The organism is Pseudomonas sp. UBA4194 (assembly GCF_002379585.1).
Taxonomy (GTDB): Bacteria; Pseudomonadota; Gammaproteobacteria; order Pseudomonadales; family Pseudomonadaceae; genus Aquipseudomonas.
This window is the reverse complement of the sequence record NZ_DFUE01000019.1, coordinates 122,030-139,985: the sequence shown is the minus strand read 5'-3', so window position 1 is coordinate 139,985 and position 17,956 is coordinate 122,030. Positions and strand designations below refer to the sequence as shown.

The 17,956-nt window shown below is 61.9% G+C and carries 13 protein-coding genes; 8 read left to right on the top strand and 5 right to left on the bottom strand.

Annotated features, from left to right (window positions below; translation table 11 throughout):
* Positions 1 to 2: 2 nt before the first annotated feature.
* From folK to B3397_RS05375, 8 genes are all read left to right on the top strand, one after another.
* Positions 3 to 479 (top strand): 2-amino-4-hydroxy-6-hydroxymethyldihydropteridine diphosphokinase, encoded by a 477-nt coding sequence (gene folK, locus B3397_RS05410; protein WP_296247956.1) that lies wholly within the window; start codon positions 3 to 5, stop codon positions 477 to 479.
* 246 nt (positions 480 to 725) lie between these two features.
* Entirely contained in the window at positions 726 to 1,526 is an 801-nt protein-coding gene (gene panB / locus B3397_RS05405) for a 3-methyl-2-oxobutanoate hydroxymethyltransferase (protein WP_296247954.1), read from the top strand.
* A complete protein-coding gene (gene panC / locus B3397_RS05400; RefSeq protein WP_296247953.1) occupies positions 1,523 to 2,377 on the top strand; it encodes a pantoate--beta-alanine ligase in 855 nt (284 codons plus the stop codon). The genes panB and panC overlap by 4 nt, the downstream gene beginning before the upstream one ends.
* Positions 2,378 to 2,635: 258 nt before the next feature.
* Positions 2,636 to 4,300: a glucose-6-phosphate isomerase gene (gene pgi, locus B3397_RS05395; RefSeq protein WP_296247952.1), complete on the top strand. Its 1,665-nt coding sequence runs from the start codon at positions 2,636 to 2,638 to the stop codon at positions 4,298 to 4,300.
* 111 nt (positions 4,301 to 4,411) lie between these two features.
* The gene (gene acs / locus B3397_RS05390) at positions 4,412 to 6,352 is read left to right on the top strand and encodes an acetate--CoA ligase (protein ID WP_296247950.1); all 1,941 of its coding nucleotides are present in this window, start codon (positions 4,412 to 4,414) and stop codon (positions 6,350 to 6,352) included.
* Positions 6,353 to 6,406: 54 nt separating this feature from the next.
* Positions 6,407 to 7,423 (top strand): class I SAM-dependent rRNA methyltransferase, encoded by a 1,017-nt coding sequence (locus B3397_RS05385; RefSeq protein WP_296247948.1) that lies wholly within the window; start codon positions 6,407 to 6,409, stop codon positions 7,421 to 7,423.
* Between the two features lie 111 nt (positions 7,424 to 7,534).
* Positions 7,535 to 10,450, top strand: a complete 2,916-nt coding sequence (locus tag B3397_RS05380) for a DUF748 domain-containing protein (RefSeq protein WP_296247946.1) — start codon at positions 7,535 to 7,537, stop codon at positions 10,448 to 10,450.
* A 23-nt stretch (positions 10,451 to 10,473) separates the two neighbouring features.
* The gene (locus B3397_RS05375) at positions 10,474 to 10,752 is read left to right on the top strand and encodes a DUF2845 domain-containing protein (protein ID WP_296247944.1); all 279 of its coding nucleotides are present in this window, start codon (positions 10,474 to 10,476) and stop codon (positions 10,750 to 10,752) included.
* Positions 10,753 to 10,934: 182 nt separating this feature from the next.
* Here B3397_RS05375 and B3397_RS05370 read toward each other — a convergent pair whose 3' ends face one another.
* The 5 genes from B3397_RS05370 to truB form a co-directional block, all read right to left on the bottom strand.
* Positions 10,935 to 11,282, bottom strand: a complete 348-nt coding sequence (locus tag B3397_RS05370) for a BON domain-containing protein (RefSeq protein ID WP_296248006.1) — start codon at positions 11,280 to 11,282, stop codon at positions 10,935 to 10,937.
* A 283-nt stretch (positions 11,283 to 11,565) separates the two neighbouring features.
* The gene (locus B3397_RS05365) at positions 11,566 to 13,971 is read right to left on the bottom strand and encodes an HPP family protein (RefSeq protein WP_296247942.1); all 2,406 of its coding nucleotides are present in this window, start codon (positions 13,969 to 13,971) and stop codon (positions 11,566 to 11,568) included.
* Positions 13,972 to 14,266: 295 nt separating this feature from the next.
* Complete coding sequence (pnp, locus tag B3397_RS05360) at positions 14,267 to 16,372, bottom strand: polyribonucleotide nucleotidyltransferase (protein ID WP_296247940.1); 2,106 nt, start codon at positions 16,370 to 16,372, stop codon at positions 14,267 to 14,269.
* Positions 16,373 to 16,622: 250 nt separating this feature from the next.
* Positions 16,623 to 16,892: a 30S ribosomal protein S15 gene (gene rpsO / locus B3397_RS05355; protein WP_296247938.1), complete on the bottom strand. Its 270-nt coding sequence runs from the start codon at positions 16,890 to 16,892 to the stop codon at positions 16,623 to 16,625.
* A 144-nt stretch (positions 16,893 to 17,036) separates the two neighbouring features.
* Positions 17,037 to 17,954, bottom strand: coding sequence for a tRNA pseudouridine(55) synthase TruB (truB, locus tag B3397_RS05350; RefSeq protein WP_296247936.1), 918 nt, complete (start codon positions 17,952 to 17,954; stop codon positions 17,037 to 17,039).
* Positions 17,955 to 17,956: the final 2 nt, after the last annotated feature.

Here is a 17,956-nt window from a genome sequence, read left to right as displayed (position 1 = left end):
GCATGCAGCGGGTACACATCGGGCTGGGCAGCAATCTGGACAGCCCGCAGCAACAACTGCGCGATGCCTTGCAGGCCTTGTCCGGGCTGCCAGACACCCTGCTGATTCAGGCCTCGGCTTTCTATACCAGCGACTCGTTGTTGCCGGGCCAGCCGCGTTACACCAATGCGGTGGCCGCGCTGGACACGGCGCTGGCACCGTTGGCACTGCTCGATGCCCTGCAAGGGATCGAGAACAGCCAGGGCCGTGAGCGCAACGAGCGCTGGGGCCCGCGTACGCTGGACCTGGATATCATCACCTATGCCGATCTGGTGATCGATGAGCCGCGATTGAAGGTGCCCCATTACCACCTGCACGCCCGGGCCTTCGTGTTGTATCCGTTGGCCGAACTGGTGGCCGAGGATCATAGGCTGGCCGATGGCCGCTGCCTGCGGGACTTGCTGGCGGCGTGTCCTTTTGTGGGACTTGAGCGGATGTAGCAGGCTGCGGGCCTTCTTGCAGCAACTGTACGCCCGGGTGGAATCGCGCTGTCCCGGTTCTTTGGGGGCCTCGGTAACACCCCGGTAACACCACCAATTGACTTCCCTCCCCCTCCTCACGACTATAGGCGTCCCGTTGCGCCCGCAAGGTGCCAAACGGCGCGAAACCAACCCCTGAAGGGCGGTTTCCAAACATCACGACAGATGATGTTGTGTCTACACAGCGCCAGACCGAGGATCCATTTCATGCCAGAGTTAACCCTGACCACCCTGCAGAATCTGAAGCTTAAGGGTGAGAAGATCGCCATGCTGACCTGCTACGACGCCACGTTTGCCCACGCTGCCTGTACAGCCGGGGTAGAAGTGCTGCTGGTAGGCGACTCGCTGGGTATGGTACTGCAGGGCCATGACAGCACCCTGCCCGTCACCACCGCCGACATGGCCTACCATGTGGGCTGCGTCAAACGTGGCAACCAGGGCGCCTTTATCGTGGCCGACCTGCCGTTCATGGCCTACGCCACCACCGAGCAAGCCTTGAGCAACAGTGCAGCCCTGATGCAGGCCGGTGCGCACATGGTCAAGCTCGAAGGTGCCGGCTGGCTTGCCGAACCCATTGGGCTGCTGGCCGAGCGCGGCGTCCCGGTATGTGCGCACCTGGGCCTGACCCCACAGTCGGTCAACCTGCTGGGCGGCTACAAGGTACAGGGCCGTCAGGAAACCCAGGCGCAGCAGATGCGAGCCGACGCCATCGCGCTTGAGCAGGCCGGTGCCGCCATGCTGTTGCTCGAATGCGTGCCCAGCGAACTGGGGGCCGACATTGCCCAGTCGGTGAAGATACCGGTGATCGGCATCGGCGCCGGCAGTGCGGTGGACGGTCAGGTGCTGGTGATGCACGACATGCTCGGGCTTTCGCTCACCGGCCGCACCGCCAAATTCGTCAAGAACTTCATGACCGGTCAACCGGACATCGTCAGCGCCCTGAGCGCCTATGTTGCCGCCGTCAAGGCGGTAAGTTTCCCTGCCCCAGAACATGGATTCAGTGCATGAACACCGTCAAGAGCGTCAGCGAATTGCGCGCCGCCGTGGCCCAGGCTCGCCGTGAAGGCAAGCGTATCGGCCTGGTGCCGACCATGGGCAACCTGCACAGTGGCCACGCCACCCTGGTGGCCCAGGCCGCCAGGCATGCCGACTTCGTGGTTGCCAGCATCTTCGTCAACCCGCTGCAGTTCGGCCCCAGCGAAGACCTGGACAAGTACCCGCGCACCCTGGCTGCCGATCAGGACAAGCTGGTCGAAGCCGGCTGCCACCTGCTGTTCGCCCCCACCGTGACCGAGATGTATCCCGACGGCATGGGCGTGCAGACCCGCGTCAGCGTCCCGCACCTGTCCGAAGGACTGTGCGGTGCCAGCCGTCCCGGCCACTTCGAAGGTGTGGCCACCGTGGTCAGCAAGCTGTTCAATATGGTCCAGCCTGATCTGGCCGTCTTCGGCCAGAAGGACTACCAACAACTGGCGGTCATTCGCGCCATGGTCCGCGATCTGAACATGCCCATCCAGATCATCGGCGAACCGACCGTACGCGCCGATGACGGCCTGGCGCTGTCTTCGCGCAACGGCTATCTGAGCCCGGAACAACGCGCCAAGGCTCCCGCGCTGTATCAGGCGCTGCAACAGGTGGCCAGCGGCATCCGCGAAGGCCGCCGTGACTACCCGGCGCTGCTCGACGAAGCACAACAAGCCATCGCCGAACACGGCTTCAAACCGGAATACTGCGAAATTCGTCACGCCATCAGCCTGCGCCCCGCTTCGGCCGAGGATCGCGACCTGGTAATCCTGGTCGCGGCCTATCTGGGCAACACTCGCCTGATCGACAACCTGCATCTGGACCTCGACGTCTAGCATCGCACCCTCCCCAGGTGCCAGCGCTGTAAAAAAGTACTGGCACCATGTCATCCCAGACGCAGACAGAACGGCTCCGGCGGTTTAATGTGGTGCCAGCGTCCGACCCGTGCATTGGCAGGCCTGAATGAGCGCCTGGAACGGTTGCCCGGCGCGCATGGATGTTTCATGCAACAGCGACGCAACCCGGCCGCCTTTTCCAGAGTCCAAAGGCTCAATGTCCAAAGGCAGTTCAAGAAAAAAAGGAAATTTGCAGCGATGGCGTACTACCGCACCCCTCACGACGTGACCACCCTGCCCGCCTGGCAGGCGCTCGGCCAGCACCGCGAAGCCATGAAAGATTTCAGCATGCGCGATGCTTTCAACGCCGACCCCAACCGCTTCGATGAATTTTCCCTGAGCGCTTGCGGCCTGTTTCTCGATTACTCCAAGAACCTCATCACCGGCCAGACCCGTGACCTGTTGGTCGAACTGGCCAATGAAGTGGACCTGCAAGGCGCCATCAAGGCGATGTTCTCCGGGGAGCTGCTCAACGCTTCGGAAAACCGCCCGGCACTGCACACCGCCCTGCGCCGACCGGTAGGCGACAAGCTCAACGTCAACGGCACCAACGTGATGCCCGAAGTGCACAAGGTGCTGAATCAGATCACCGAGCTGGTAACGCGCATTCATGACGGCCTGTGGCGCGGTTTCACCGAGAAGCCGATCACCGACGTGGTCAACATCGGCATCGGCGGTTCGTTCCTGGGCCCCGAGCTGGTGTCCGAGGCTTTGCTGCCCTACGCCCAGAAAGGCGTGCGTTGCCACTACCTGGCGAACATCGATGGCAGCGAATTCCACGAGCTGTCGGCCAAACTGCGGGCCGAGACGACCCTGTTCATCGTTTCCTCGAAGTCGTTCAGCACCCTGGAAACCCTGAAGAATGCCCAGGCAGCCCGGGGTTGGTACCTGGCCCAGGGCGGCTCGGAAGCTGAACTGTACCGCCACTTCATCGCGGTCTCGAGCAACAACGCTGCCGCCGTCGCCTTCGGCATTCGCGAAGAGAACATCTTCCCGATGTGGGACTGGGTCGGCGGGCGCTACTCGCTGTGGTCGGCCATCGGCCTGCCGATCGCGATGTCGATCGGCACCGCCAACTTCAAGGAGCTGCTCTCGGGTGCCTACACCATGGACCAGCACTTCCAGACCGCGCCGTTCGAGAAGAACATGCCGGTACTGCTGGCCCTGCTCGGTGTCTGGTATGGCAACTTCTGGAACGCCAAGAGCCACGCGATCCTGCCTTACGACCACTACCTGCGCAACATCACCAAGCACCTGCAGCAGCTGGACATGGAATCCAACGGCAAGAGCGTGCGCCAGGACGGTACCCCGGTGAACACTGACACCGGCCCGGTCATCTGGGGCGGCGTGGGTTGTAACGGCCAGCATGCCTACCACCAGTTGCTGCACCAGGGCACCCACATGATTCCGGCCGACTTCATCGTGCCCGTGGTCAGCTTCAACCCGGTGGCCGATCACCATCAGTGGCTGTTCGCCAACTGTCTGTCCCAGAGCCAGGCGCTGATGCTGGGCAAGAGCCGCAGCGAGGCCGAGGCCGAGCTGCGCGATCGTGGCATGGACGAAGCGGACGTGCAGAAACTGGCGCCGCACAAGGTCATCCCAGGCAACCGCCCAAGCAATACCCTGGTGGCCGAGCGCATCAGCCCTCGTCGTCTTGGCGCGCTGGTGGCGATGTACGAGCACAAGGTGTTCGTCCAGAGCGTACTGTGGGGCATCAATGCCTTCGATCAGTGGGGCGTGGAGCTGGGCAAGGAGTTGGGCAAGGGCGTTTACCAGCGTCTGATCGGCGACAGTGAAGAGCCGGCCGAAGACGCTTCGACCCAAGGCCTGATCAACTACTTCCGCGGACGCCATCGCGGCTGATGCACTCGCATTCAGGGTGCCAGCACGGCGCCCTGACCCTGCGAAAACTTGACACCCTCCCAGCATGACCCACCCTTATGACTTGTCGCCCAACAAGCCAAGGGTCCTGCCATGTTCAACCTCAGCGACCATCCCATTGCCGATGGGGTCAGCCGTGCCGCCCACCTCAGCCATGAGCAGTATCTGACGCTCTACCGGCAATCCATCGAGCAGCCCGAGCTGTTCTGGGCTGAACAGGCCCGGCACTTTCTCAGCTGGATCAAGGAATGGGACCAGGTGCAGGCCTGTGACTTGCACAGTGGCAAGGCGCAGTGGTTTCAGGGTGCCCAGCTCAACGTCAGCTACAACTGCATCGACCGCCACCTGGATCGCCACGCTGAGCGCATCGCCATCATGTGGGAGGGCGACGACCCTAGCGAGTCCGCCCAGATCACCTACCGCAAGCTCTATCATCACGTCTGCCGCCTGGCCAATGTGCTCCGCCAGCGTGGGGTGAAGAAAGGTGACCGGGTGTGCATCTACATGCCCATGGTGCCGGAAGCGGCCTACGCCATGCTCGCCTGCACGCGCATCGGTGCCGTGCATTCGGTGGTGTTCGGCGGGTTCTCGCCCGACGCCCTGCGCGATCGCATTCTGGATGCCGACTGCCGCACGGTGATCACGGCCGACGAAGGCGTGCGCGGCGGCAAGTACATTGCGCTGAAGAACAACGTCGACAAAGCGCTGCTCAGTTGTCCGGACGTGAGCACGGTGATCGTGGTCGAACGCACCCAGGGCAACATCGACTGGGTCAGTGGCCGGGACCTCTGGTATCACGATGCCGTGCATGGGGTCAGCAACGAGTGCGCGCCAGAACCCATGGCCGCCGAAGACCCGCTGTTCATCCTCTACACCTCGGGCAGCACCGGCAAACCCAAAGGTGTGCTGCACACCACCGCCGGTTACCTGCTGCAGGCGGCGCTGACCCACAAGTACGTGTTCGACTACCGCGACGGTGAGGTGTTCTGGTGCACCGCCGATGTCGGCTGGATCACCGGCCATAGCTATATCGTCTACGGTCCACTGGCCAACGGCGCGACCACGCTGATCTATGAAGGTCTGCCGAATTACCCGGACGCATCGCGCTTCTGGCAGATCATCGATAAACAGCAGGTGAATATCTTCTACACCGCGCCCACCGCGTTGCGCGCGCTGATGCGCGAGGGGCCGGCGCCCCTGCAAAGCACGTCGCGCGAGAGCCTGCGCCTGCTGGGTACGGTTGGCGAACCGATCAACCCGGAAGCCTGGGAATGGTATTTCCATCAGGTGGGCCGCGAGCGCTGCCCTATCGTCGACACCTGGTGGCAGACCGAAACCGGCGGCATCATGCTGACCCCGCTGGTAGGCACTCGGCGGATCAAGCCTGGGTGCGCGACCCAGCCGATGTTCGGCGTGCAGCCGGTGCTGCTGGATGAACAGGGCAAGGAGCTGCAGGGCGCAGCCAGTGGCTTGCTGGCGATCAAGGCCAGTTGGCCGGGGCAGATTCGCAGCGTGTGGGGCGACCCGCAGCGGATGGTGGATACCTACTTCAAGCCTTATCCGGGCTATTACTTCACCGGCGATGGCGCGCGCCGCGACGAAGACGGCGACCTGTGGATAACCGGGCGCGTGGATGACGTGATCAACGTCTCGGGGCATCGCATCGGCACCGCTGAAGTGGAGAGCGCACTGGTACTGCACGACAAGATTGCCGAGGCGGCGGTGGTGGGTTACCACCATGACGTCAAAGGCCAGGGAATCTATGCCTTCGTGACGCCCATGAATGGCGTGACGGTCGACGAATCGCTGCGCAAGGAGCTGCTGGCGTTGGTGAGCAAGGAGATCGGCAGCTTCGCCCGGCCGGAGTTGCTGCAGTGGGCGCCGGCACTGCCCAAGACCCGCTCGGGCAAGATCATGCGGCGGATTCTGCGCAAGATCGCCTGTAACGAGCTGGATAGCCTGGGGGACACCTCGACCTTGGCGGACCCCAGTGTGGTCGAGGGCTTGATCGAAGGGCGGTTGAACAAGTCATAGGCATCGGCACATCAGGTAAACTTGCCGGCTTCCTTCCTTATCCAGGCGCCGTGCATGTCCGCTTTGATCCAGGCGCTGCGCGCCGCCCTCGACTACCGCCAACCGCTGCTCGCCGAGCTGCACGCCCAGGGCACCGATTGCTATCGGCTGTTTCATGGCAGCCAGGAAGGCGCCGGCGGCCTGACCATCGACCGCTATGGTCCGCAGCTGATGGTGCAGAGCTTTCACAGCAGCCTGGCCCGCGAAGATCTGCTGGCGCTGCATGCCGCCGTGGAGCACGCGTTGCAACTGTCCTTGCTGCTGGTCTACAACGACCGCTCCCAGGGCAACTCGCGCATCGATCGCCAGGACCCGATCTACCGCGCCGAAGAGGCAGCGCTGGCCGATCTGGTGGGCCACGAGTGGGGCCTGAACTATCGGGTACGGGGTCGCCACGCCGGTCAGGACCCTCTGCTGTTTCTCGACCTGCGCAGCGCCCGCGGCTGGGTCAAACGACACAGCCAGGGCAAGAGCGTGCTGAACCTGTTTGCCTATACCTGCGGCGTTGGCTTGAGTGCCGCAGCCGGTGGTGCCAGCGAGGTGTGCAACCTGGACTTTGCCGAAGGCAACCTGGCAGTGGGCGCGGAAAATGGCGCGCTGAACCCGCAGCTTGAGCCCATGCAGTTCATCCAGTCCGATTACTTCCCCGCCATTCGCCAACTGGCAGGGCTGCCCATTACCCAACGCCGCGGGCAGAAGCTACCGGCTTACCCGCGACTGCAACAGCGGCAGTACGACCTGGTGCTGCTGGATCCGCCCGCCTGGGCAAAAAGCGCCTTCGGCACCGTCGACCTGCTGCGCGATTATCAGAGTCTGCTCAAGCCGGCGATCCTCACTACGGCTGAAAACGGCGTGCTGATCTGCTGCAACAATCTTGCGAAAGTCAGCCTCGAAGACTGGCGTGAACAGGTGCTGCGCTGCGCGGACAAAGCCGGTCGACCCGTACGCGAGTGGCAGGTGCTGCCCCCGGCAGCGGATTTCCCGTCCAGGGACGGACAGCCTCCACTGAAAACTCTGATTCTGAATTTCTAGTTTTCCTACAGCAATTGGTGAAAATTCCATGACTTACAGGGCCTGAGTCTGAGGAACCGGATTGGCGTGCCATACTCCAAGCACCTCCGATCAGCTCAGATGGCCTTCACCATGTCCAAAGGATTGAAACGCGCAGTCGCCACCCTGGTAGCACTGGTTGCCCTGTACGCGTTACTGGGCTTCCTGATACTGCCCGGCATCGGCCTGCGTATCGCCAACCAGCAGTTGGCCAACTACTCCACGGTACCGGCCCATCTGCAACGCCTGGAATTCAACCCGTTCAGCCTCGAACTGACGCTGTGGGGCCTGCAGATCGGTGAGCCTGGCGCGGAACAGATCGGCTTCGAGCGCCTGTATGCCAACCTGCAGATCGACAGCCTGTGGACCGGCGCCGTGCACCTGGCCGCTGTAGAGCTCGACGCGCCGAAGACCGAGCTGCTGTTCGACAAGCGCGGTACCTTGAACCTGGCCGAGCTGTTCAAGGTTCCGCCCAGCGAGCCCAAGCCCGCCGACGAGGCGCCATCAGATCCTTTCCCCCTGCGCATCGGCAGCATCAAGCTGAGCGATGGCTACCTGCATTTCAAGGACATGCGCCCCAGCGAGCCCATCGAGTTCCTCTACGACGCGATGAATCTGCAGTTGAACAACCTCAGCACGCTGCCGGACGATCACGCCGACATGACCCTGGTAGCGGACGGTCCCGAAGGTGGCCGCATCGATTGGAGTGGCCGCATTGGCCTGAGCCCGATTTCCTCCCAGGGCAAACTCAAGATCACCGATGGCCAGATGAAAGTCTGGTGGCCCTACGTGCGCGACGCCGTCCCGCTGGTGCTGGAAGACGGCAAACTAAATTTCAGCACCGACTACAGCCTCAATCTGGCCAAGCAGACCGAACTCAACCTCACCAACGTGGCCCTGAGCGTGGCGCCCTTTGCCATCAAGGCGCCGGATGGCCGGCCATTGGTGCGCCTGCATCGGCTGGACGTGAGTGATACGGCGGTGGATCTGGTCAAACAGGTGGTGACGGTGGGCAAGATCCGCAGCCAGAAACTGGAAACCTGGGCTGCCCGCGAAGCGGATGGCCAGCTGGACTGGCAAAAGCTGTTCGCCAGCCAGCCTCAGCCCAGTCCCCAGGCTCAGGCCGTGCCGGCCGATGCCAAGCCGACCGCTCCCGCGGCGGCCAGCAAGCCCTGGCAGGTATTGCTCAAGGACGTCCAACTGCGCGACTACCAGGTGCATCTGGCCGACCGCGTGCCCAAGGACCCGGTAAGCCTGGAGCTGGGCCCGCTGAATGTCGATGTACAGAACTTCGACAGCCTCAATGGCTCGCCTTTCAGCCTCAAGCTCGATACGGGGCTGGGCAAGCAGGGCAAGGTTCAGGCCAGCGGCGAGGTCGACCTCGCTCCGGTGAGTGCTCGGCTCAAGGTCACCACCAAGGATATCGATCTGCGCGTGGCGCAGGCTTACATCAGCCCCTTCATCAAACTGGAACTGCGCAGCGGCATGCTCGACAGCGACCTGGCCGTCGACCTGAAAAGCACCGAGCCGCTGGCCATGAACATCACCGGGCGAGCCGAAGTCGATCAGTTGCACACCCTGGATACCTTGAAAGAGCGCGACTTCCTCAAATGGCAGCATTTGACCGTGGACGGTCTGGACTATCGCCATGGCGACAGCCTGAGCATCGCCAAGGTCAATCTGGAGCAGCCCTACGTGCGCTTCATGATCAACGAGGACCGCACCACCAACGTTGACGATCTGCTGATCCCGCAACCGGCGGACAAGCCGGCCCCTGCCGCGGCCAAGCCGCCTGCCGACAAACCGCTGGGCATCCGCATCGGCGCCATCGACATCGACAACGGTTCGGCCAACTTCGCCGACTTCAGCCTGACGCCCAACTTCGCCACCGCCGTGCAGCAGCTCAACGGCCAGATCGGCACCATCGACAACCGTCAGCCCAAGCCGGCGAAGATCGACATCAAGGGCAAGGTCGACCGTTACGCCCCGGTGACCATTGCCGGTGCGTTGAACCCCTTCGACCCCATGGCCAGCCTGGATATCGCCGCCAGCTTCAAGCGGGTCGAGCTGACCACCCTCACGCCGTACTCCGGCAAGTTCGCCGGTTACCGGATTCGCAAAGGGCGATTGAATCTGGACCTGCACTACCTGATCACCAAGGGTCAGCTGAAGGCAGAAAACAAGGTGCTGGTGGAACAGCTGCAACTGGGCGAGAAAGTCGACAGCCCCGATGCGGTTGACCTGCCCATCCGCCTGGCCATCGCGTTGCTCAAGGATACCCAGGGCCGCATTGCCATCGAACTACCGGTCAGCGGCGATCTCAACAGCCCACAGTTCAGCGTCATGCCCATCGTCTGGCAAACCCTGCGCAACCTGGTGTTGCGCGCGGCCCAGGCGCCGTTCAACTTCATCGGTGGGCTGGTCAGCGGAGGCGGATCGCAAGACCTGAGCACCGTCTTGTTTGCACCCGGCTCAGATGAGCTGGCGCCCGACGCCCAGGCAGCGTTGACCAAGCTGGCCGCCGCCCTCAAGGAGCGCCCTACCCTGCGCCTGGAAATCGAAGGCACCAGCGCGCAGAGCAGTGACGGTCCCTTGATTGCCGAGCAACGCCTGGAGCGTGAATACCAGAGCACCTTCTACAAGATGGCTCAGCGCCGCGGTGACAAGGTCCCCGCCACGGCCGCGGAAATGAAAGTGCCTGAGGACGACAAGCCGGCCATGCTCGAAGGCATCTATCGCACCCGCCTCAAGGGTCAGCCCCCAGCCGCGTGGGAGCAACTGGATCGCCAGGAACGCACCGCACGCCTGCGCGAGGCGGTCATCAAGTCCTGGGCCTCCAACAACACATTGCTGCGCCAACTCGGTCAGGCCCGCGCTGCCAGTATCAAGGACTTTCTGGTAGACAAAGGCCAACTGGCCGATGATCGTGTGTACTTCATCGACGCCGCCCTGGGCCAAGCCGAGAAAGACGGACGCGTCGTCACCCCCTTGCACCTGGATGCCGAATGATTACGCCAATGCGCTGTACATGGATGCTGACTCTTTTGATGCTCGCCAGCGGCGTGGAGGCCGCCTCGACCATGCGCTGCTCCAGCAACCTGGTGTCGCTGGACGAGCGCACGGTGGAGGTGGAACGCAAGTGCGGCGCACCGGCAAGCAAGGCGCAAACGGGTTATCAGCGCTCGGGACCGATCAATCGGCGAGTGGAGTTGCCGGTGGAGGAATGGGTGTACGGGCCGAACAACGGGATGTATCAGTATTTGAAGTTCGTGGGCAGTCGGTTGGTGGAGATCGACAGCAAGCGTAATTGATGGTGGTTGGGGATAGGGGTTGGGGATTTGTGGTGAATGGTCCCCTCACCCCGGCCCTCTCCCTGAGGGAGAGGGGCACTGTACGGCTCCCTTTCCTACAAACCCCGCCCCATAAAAAAAGCCCCGGCAAACTGCGCCGGGGCCCTTAGTGGCCACATCCCTGTGGCCTTCGCATGAATCTTTTACTCGGCTTTCAGGCCGTCAGCGGAGACCGCTTTAACGCCTTTGATAGCCTTGGTGATACGTACTGCGGTCGCTTTCTGCGATTCGGTCACAGCAACGGTCGACGACAGGGAAACCACGCCTTTGTTGGTTTCGACCTTGATGTCGGTACCAGGAATGCCTTTCTCGGTTACCAGGTCGGATTTGACCTTGGTGGTGATCCAGGTATCAGAGGTAGCTTCTTTGGCCTGGGTGACTTCGCCGGCAGCAACCACCATTGGAGCTTGGGTGGACTGAGCGAAGGCAGCGTTGGCCATGGTCAGAGTCAGGGCGGTAGCAGTAGCGGCAGCAATAGCGAACTTCTTCATACGAGTCACTCCTGTTTTTTGAAAAGTCTGCAAGCGGTTAAGGTCTCGGTTGCAGGTGACAAGTACTATTGCAGGGGCTGTGCCAGCTTTTTCAAATAAAATTATCCCTTTGAAATCAATGACTTGATTCATAATAAAAAACTATCAGTCGTGCAAGTTGCACGCCAGCCCAAAATCTTGCGTGCACTTTGCATGTAGCAGCGGCGTAAGCCGCGTCCCTCTCCCTTCGGTACGCCGGATGGGACGAGGTGGACCGGGACGCGGCTTACGCCGCTGCTACAGGTCAGGACATTTGGGTGTCTAGGTTGGCGCCGTCGCCTTTGTAGTCCTTGTGTTCAACGTCATCCCAACCCTCCTCGGGCAAGTGGCCTTCGCCGGCAAAGAACTCATACTCCTCCTTGCGGTACTCGAAGATGCTGACATCGTCGGGCGCGTCGCGCTGGCCGTAGCCGTACATGTACTCGTCGAGAAATTCGAAACGCTGTGCGCCGTCATCCACCAACAGGCCCTGCTCATCGAGCTGGCCGAACAGGTTCTGCAGGTCGTCGCGATGGGCATCCATGCGGTTGTTGTGTTTGATGTCCTCGACGATAAGGAATGGGGTGAGCGCGACGGTCAGCGCCGCGCCGGCCCACAGCAGCGGGCCTGCGAAGGCTCGAGCGGCATTGACGCCCACCAGGGCGGCCATCTGCGCGCCACCGCCGGCCAGGTTGAAGGCGCCTGCAGCCACGGTGATCGCGCCTTGGGCAATGACCGAGCCGTCACCGGCTTGCGCGCCGGATTTGATCTTCAATCCCCCCAGGACCAAATCAGCGACCCCCGTGAATACGTTGGCGCCCGCATCCATGGTGCGCAGGAACGCCGAAACACCGCGGGTGGTGGGCGTGCTGCCTTTGAGGCCGGGATTCTTGGCGAAACCATCACGGAAGCCGTCGGTGAATTTCTGCGCATCTTCCGGTGACAGGTCCAGCTTGTGGGCCAGCTTCTGCTTGTCGTCGATAGGCGCGGCATCGACGGCAGCATTGAAGTCTTCGAAGAGCTTCTTGGTGTCACCTTCCACCAGGCTGAACGGTCGCCCCTCGGTGGGCTTGTCCGTACCGAAAATCTGCGGCAGGGATTTGTCCAGGCCCATCATCTGGTTGAGCTGGGTGCCCTTGATGCTGTCGATGATGTTGGTGCCCAGATTGACGAAGTGCTGGCCGGCGCCCAGTACGCTGACCATGTCCTTGGCGATGGCCAGGCGTTCCTCAGGGGTGTCGGCGAGGGTGCCACCCTTGCCCGCGATCTGGTAGATGCCAGAGGCCAGTGAGATCAAGCCGCCGGCCGAGCCCAATGCGCCATTGGCATTGAGCTCGGTGATGGTCTTGAGCATGGAGCCGTGGGCACCCTCGCCCAAGGTCTTGTAGACGTCCTTGCTCATCACCTTGTCGATGTCGGCGCTGCTGACAGTGCCATTCTTGGCAAAGGTTGCACCCAGTTCCTTGAGGGCCTCGCCGAATGCCTTGGCGGTCTGCTTGTTGCCGAGGAATTCCTGCACGAAGCGTTCGGTTTCCACAGTGCGGCGAGCGATGTCGACACCGCCTTTCTTCAGCGCGGCGAGCAGCGTCTTCACCGTATCCTGGGTGGCCAGCACGGTGTTTTCGTCGTTGATGCCGGTGGGGTCGGCCATCAGCTTGTCGAGGTCGATGGCGGTAGCGTCAACCATCACCGATTGAGCAAACTGGGCGGCCTTGTCCGGATCGAAGGCGGCCAGGGACGCATAGGTCTTGTTGATGTCCGCTTCGGCCAGGCCATCTTCGCCTTTGGCCTTGAGGTCGGCGATGTACTTTACGTAGTCCTCGGAGAACGCGGTGGCCTCAAGTTCTTCGAGAATCCTGTCCTTGTCGGGCAGTGCTTCCAGTGCTTTCTGCTGTTGGGCCTGGAAGTCCTTCTGCACGCTTTCGGCACCGAACAGGTCGGCGGTCTGCTCGTCGAGCTTGACCTGATCGATGATCGCCGACAGGTCATCGCCACTGACCTTGGCCGTGCTCTGGCCCATGGAAATGTCCAGCACCACCATGTCCAGCCCGCCTTCGGTGGCGGACTTGGCGCGCAGGGCGTTGTACAGCTTTGCGCGGTCGTCGTCCTTGCCGATGGAGCCGTCCTCGACGCCTTTCTTCCAATCGGCGATGAGGTTCTGCCAGGTCAACTCGCTGACCGTCAGTTTGCGCTTGGCATCGTTGGGGTCGGCGGTGGTGGTGTCCATGCCCAGCACGTCGTGGTCGCTGGCCTTTGCCAGGTCGGCGTCTTCACGGGCGGTGTCGATCTTGCTGTCGTCGTAGCGCCTGCCTTCATCGGTGGACACGAAACGGGCATAGAGGTCGGGATTGCTCTGCTGGGAGACGATCACCTTGCGGCTGCCTCCCTTGCCATCGAACACCTCGGCCCGTACCAACCCCGGCCCCATCTCATCCTTGGGGCCAATGGTTGCGCCATCCACCTCAGCGTCGGTGAAGGGGTTGTCCTTGACCAACTCATAGCCCTCTTTCTCGCTGGCAGCGATGCCTTCGACAGTCGGGTCCTGTTTCTTCAGGCCTTCGAGGGTCTTCAACGCCTGGGTGATCAGTTGGGTAAAGGCCAGCCCACCGTCTTCATTGCCAGCGGGTGCTGCGGGGTCTTGTTGCTTGATGCTCAGGTTGTCGGTCGCCACTGCCTGTCTCCCTTGTCCTGTGCGCTCCCACCACGGCGACCGCCTTCATGGCGAGGCGCACGGGAACGGATGAGGGGTCATGATCGGCAGGGGATGTGTCGGTACTGTTGCAGGGGATGAGGAAAGCGTGAGGGTGTGATGAGGGTGTCGTTTTTGAAGGGATTGGGTTGCGGGTTCGGGCCTTATCGCGGGTAGAACCCGCTCCCAAAGGTGCTTTCAGGGCCAGTGCCGACGGCGCAGAACCGGCAGGCAAAAAAAGAGCCCCGAAGGGCTCTTTCCTGTCACGCCGGGGTGTTTACACGCCCGACGCCTTGGCAGCAGCGACGTCCTTGATGGACAGCTTGATACGGCCGCGGTTGTCCACGTCCAGTACCAGTACTTCGACTTCCTGACCTTCCTTGAGGATGTCGGTCACTTTCTCTACGCGCGCATCGCTGAGCATCGAGATGTGAACCAGACCGTCCTTGCCCGGCAGGATGTTGACGAAAGCACCGAAGTCGACGATACGTTCGACCTTGCCGACGTAGATCTTGCCGATCTCGGCTTCGGCGGTAATGCCCAGAACGCGCTGGCGAGCTGCCTCGGCCGCTTCCTTGGACTCACCGAAGATCTTGATCGAGCCGTCGTCTTCGATATCGATCGAAGCCTTGGTCTCTTCGCAGATGGCGCGAATGGTGGCGCCGCCCTTGCCGATGACGTCACGGATCTTGTCGGTGTCGATCTTCATGGCGATCATGGTCGGAGCATTTTCCGACAGCTCGGTACGGGAGGTACCGATGATCTGGTTCATCTGACCGAGGATATTCAGACGCGCTTCCAGGGCTTGGCCCAGAGCGATCTCCATGATCTCTTCGGTGATGCCGTTGATCTTGATGTCCATCTGCAGCGCAGTCACGCCTTTGGCGGTACCGGCTACCTTGAAGTCCATGTCGCCGAGGTGGTCTTCGTCACCCAGGATGTCGGTGAGGATGGCGAACTTCTCGCCTTCTTTCACCAGGCCCATGGCGATACCGGCCACCGGTGCCTTCATCGGCACGCCGGCGTCCATCAAGGCCAGGGAAGCACCGCAGACCGAAGCCATGGAGCTGGAGCCGTTGGACTCGGTGATTTCCGATACGACGCGGATGGTGTACGGGAACACGTCGGCGGCGGGCAGCATGGCCTGGACCGAACGACGGGCCAGACGACCGTGGCCGATTTCACGACGACCCGCGCCGCCCATGCGACCACACTCGCCCACCGAGAACGGAGGGAAGTTGTAGTGCAGCATGAAGGGGTCTTTCTTCTCGCCTTCCAGGGTGTCCAGCAACTGAGCGTCGCGGGCGGTGCCCAGAGTAGCCACGACCAGCGCCTGGGTTTCACCGCGGGTGAACAGGGCCGAACCGTGGGTTTTCGGCAGCACGCCGACTTCGATGTTCAGCGGGCGTACAGTCTTGGTGTCGCGACCGTCGATACGCGGCTTGCCGTTGACGATGTTTTCGCGAACGGTGCGGTACTCGATCTCACCGAAGATTTCTTTGACTTCAGCGGCAGTCGGCTGGCCTTCTTCACCGGAGAACCGGGCGACGATCTGGTCACGCAGCTCGCCCAGCTTGGCGTAGCGATCAGCCTTGACGGTGATGGTGTAGGCCTGGGAAACGGCATCGCCGAATTCGCCACGGATGGCGCCCAGCAGCTCGGTGTTCCAGGCTTTTGGCGTCCAGCTCCAGGTGGGCTTGGCGGCTTCGGCAGCCAGCTCGCTGACAGCCTTGATGACCGACTGGAATTCGTCGTGGGCGAACAGTACGGCGCCCAGCATCTGGTCTTCGGTCAGCTCTTTGGCTTCCGATTCAACCATCAGCACGGCGTCCTTGGTACCGGCGACGACCATGTCCAGGCTCGAAGCCTGCTGCTGCTCGTAGGTCGGGTTCAGCAGGTAGCCGGTGCTTTCATGGAAGGCCACGCGCGCAGCGCCGATCGGACCGTCGAACGGGATGCCGGAAATGGCCAGGGCTGCCGAGGTACCGATCATCGCAGCGATGTCCGGATCGGTTTTCTTGCTGGTCGAAACGACGGTGCAGACAACCTGCACTTCGTTCATGAAGCCTTCGGGGAACAGGGGGCGGATCGGGCGATCGATCAAACGCGAGGTCAGGGTTTCTTTCTCGGAAGGACGGCCTTCACGCTTGAAGAAACCACCAGGGATCTTGCCGGCGGCGTAGGTCTTTTCCTGGTAGTGGACGGACAGCGGGAAGAAGCCCTTGCCTGGGTCGGCTTGCTTGGCACCTACCACGGTGACCAGTACGGTAACGTCGTTGTCGACGGTGACCAGTACGGCGCCGGAGGCTTGACGGGCAATGCGGCCCGTTTCCAGGGTTACGGTCGATTGACCGAATTGAAACGTCTTGATTACCGGGTTCACGGTTTCCTACCTTCTGTTGGCTCTTGGGGGAACTGGTTTCTTGCGAATTCTTGGGCAGAGCGGGGAATCGGCCCCGTTGACCGTCCAGATACAACTTGAGGCTGGAGGCCTGCCCGCCCGAGCGGCAAACCCGCTGGGGTACGACAGACAACCAACCTCAGGATTGCGCGCGGCGCCCTCGCAGGCCCAGGCATTGGCCCAGGCCTGCGAGCACAGCACACCACGCTTGTCACCGCGTGTCAGGCCGCTATTAGCGACGCAGACCCAGACGACCGATCAGCGCAGCGTAACGGCTGACGTCTTTGCCCTTCAGGTAGTCCAGCAGCTTGCGGCGCTGGTTGACCATGCGGATCAGGCCACGACGGGAGTGGTGGTCTTTGCCGTTGGCCTTGAAGTGACCTTGCAGCTTGTTGATGTTGTGGGTCAGCAGTGCAACCTGCACTTCTGGCGAACCGGTATCACCAACGGCTTGCTGGTAGTCGGCAACGATTTGAGCTTTGTCTTCAACGCTAAGAGCCATGAGGCATCTCCAGTACTAGGGACACTGCGAGCAGTGTCCAACAGGCCAGGGCATTACCCTGTATTGATAAGAAGAGGTGCGACCGTGCCTGTTGACAGCCGTCCTCGACCAGCCGCCGCGGAACCCCGCAGCGACCGGGATCGGTCATTCCGACCGAATCAAGCGACGTGGCGCAATGCGCCCGTCTTCGCTCACTTCACCGATACCGATGAAGCGACCATTGTGATCCTGCACCCGAACCATGCCGAACTTCGGCGCCTCGGGAGCCCTTACCGGTTGCCCGTGGAGCCAGTAGAACGCGCTGTGCTCCGAGAACTGCAGCAGTGGCCAATCCTGCAGGCCGCTGTCCGAGGGCAGGAGGAACTGGTCCACCGCCTCGTTGCCACCTTCGGCATGGACACGCTCGAGTTCTTCGAGGGTGACCGTTTGCCCCAGACTGAAGGGGCCTGCCTGGGTGCGCCGCAGTTCAGCGACGTACGCACCACAGCCCAACGCCTCGCCAATGTCTTCGACCAGGGTCCGGATGTAGGTGCCTTTGCTGCAGTCCACCGCCAACCTGGCCGTGGTCTGCTCGCTTGCCAGCAATTCGAGCCGCGCAATAGTAACAGAACGCGGCTCGCGCTCCACTACTTCCCCGGCACGAGCAAGCTTGTACAAGGGCTGGCCATCACGCTTGAGTGCCGAGTACATAGGCGGTATCTGGCTGATTCCACCGCGAAATTTCGGCAAAACAGCTTCGATGTCGTCACGACCAACGGTCACTTCGCGAGTTTGTAACACTTCCCCCTCGGCGTCCGCCGTGGTGGTGGTCTTGCCCAGCTGCATCAAGGTCTCGTAGCCCTTGTCGGAATCGAGCAGGTACTGGGAGAACTTGGTGGCCTCACCGAAGCACAACGGCAGCACGCCAGTGGCCAGGGGGTCGAGACTGCCGGTATGGCCGGCCTTCTCGGCGTTGAGCAACCAACGCACTTTCTGCAGCGCCGCATTGGAGGTGAACCCCAACGGCTTGTCCAGCAGGATGATACCGCTGACATTGCGGCGGATACGCTTGACCTGAGCCACCG